General features: G+C 66.8%; 2 protein-coding genes. One reads left to right on the top strand and one right to left on the bottom strand.

Annotated features, from left to right (window positions below; translation table 11 throughout):
• Positions 1 to 733: CaiB/BaiF CoA-transferase family protein (locus tag VGL01_RS09045; protein WP_331568515.1), on the top strand; the 733-nt coding region annotated here is incomplete at its 5' end.
• A gap of 51 nt (positions 734 to 784) precedes the next feature.
• On the opposite strand, the gene VGL01_RS09040 is transcribed toward VGL01_RS09045, so the two are convergent.
• Positions 785 to 1,333: an RBBP9/YdeN family alpha/beta hydrolase gene (locus tag VGL01_RS09040; protein WP_331568514.1), complete on the bottom strand. Its 549-nt coding sequence runs from the start codon at positions 1,331 to 1,333 to the stop codon at positions 785 to 787.
• Between the last annotated feature and the right edge of the window lie 274 nt (positions 1,334 to 1,607).

Raw genomic sequence — 1,607 nt, 5'->3', positions numbered from 1 at the left:
CAGCCTGCCCGGCGGCGGGCCGCAAAAAGCCGGCGTGGCCATCGCCGACCTGATGACAGGGATGTATACGACGGTCGCCGTGCTCGCCGCGCTGGCGCATCGCGAGCGAACAGGCATCGGCCAATACATCGACATGGCGCTACTCGATGTGCAAGTCGCGATGCTCGCGAATATGGGCTCGAACTATCTGACGAGCGGCCGGCCTCCGCAGCGCTGGGGCAATGCACATCAGAACATCGTGCCTTATCAGGCATTCCAAACGAGCGACGGATGGATCATCCTCGCGGTGGGCAACGATGCGCAATTCCGCAAGTTCGTGCAGGTGGGCGGCCGCCCGGAACTCGCCGACGACGCGCGCTTCGCAACGAACCCCGAGCGGGTGCGGCACCGCGAGACGCTCGTGCCGATCGTCGCCGACATCGTGAAGGCCCGCGGCAAGCGCGAGTGGATCGAATTGCTCGAAGCCGCCGGCGTGCCATGCGGGCCGATCAACGATCTCGCCGAGGTGTTCGACAACGAGCAAGTCCAAGCGCGCGGCATGCGGGTGAGCGTGCCGCACCCGAGCGGCGCACAGGCCGCGCTCGTGCGCAATCCGATCGTGATGAGCGAGACACCGCCCCAAGTGCGTACCGCCCCGCCGATGCTGGGCGAACACACCGAGGAAGTACTGCGCGGCATCCTGGGCTACGACGACGCAGCGATCGCCGATTTGCGCACACGCGCGGTCATCTGAGCGACGCGCGACGGGCGGTGACAGCGCCCGGCTTCACATGCCCCAGGGCGATCAGCTTTCGAGCGATGCGAGCCATGCCAGGCCTTCGGGCCAGTCGCCCAGCCCGCTCTCCGCGTTGATATGGCCGCGCGGACCGATGTCGATGAAGCGGCTACCCCATGCCTTCGCGCAGCGCTCGGCGAAGGGGACGCCGCCATAAGGATCGTCGCTGCTCGCCACGACGATCGTCGGAAACGGCAACGGCTCCATCGGGACATGCCCGTAGCCGCTCGCATCGGCCGGAAACTCAGCCCCGTGCGGATCGGGCACGGCCACCAGCAACGCTCCCGCCACCTTCGCCGCACTGCTGCCGTAGTGACGCGCCGCCCAAACCACGGCGGTCAAACAACCGAGGCTGTGCGCCGCGAGCAGGACGGGCTGCGGGCCAGCTGCTGAAACGGCGCGATTCAACGCGCCACACCAATCGTCGCAGACTGGATGGTCCCAATCGGGCATGGCCACGCGCACGAACGTCGGATCGAGCGCCTCCCAGCGCGTTTGCCAGTGTCCGGGGCCCGAATTGGCATAACCGGGCAGAACCAAGGTGTGCTTCGCATTCATGATCGGATGAACCCCTGCTTGAGCGCGTGTCGAGTCGAGGGCGCGTTTCGGCCGCCGCCGCGTAGTATAAGCGGGGAGCGATGACGAACGAGGAGCCGGATCGCTTCGCCATTTCGCGCGTCGAACGTTGAGCCACGCGACCGGCCGCCGGCCCGCCGGGAGCCGCTCAGGTAGAATGATCGGAACCCGCGCGGGCACGGCCCGCCTATTTTGCCGATTCTCATTTTCCGCATGAACAACGAACGCAACGATGCGACGGCCGCTGTGCCGTCCA

The organism is Trinickia sp. (assembly GCF_036503415.1).
Classification (GTDB): Bacteria; Pseudomonadota; Gammaproteobacteria; order Burkholderiales; family Burkholderiaceae; genus Trinickia.
This window is presented reverse-complemented; position numbering and strand designations above follow the sequence as displayed.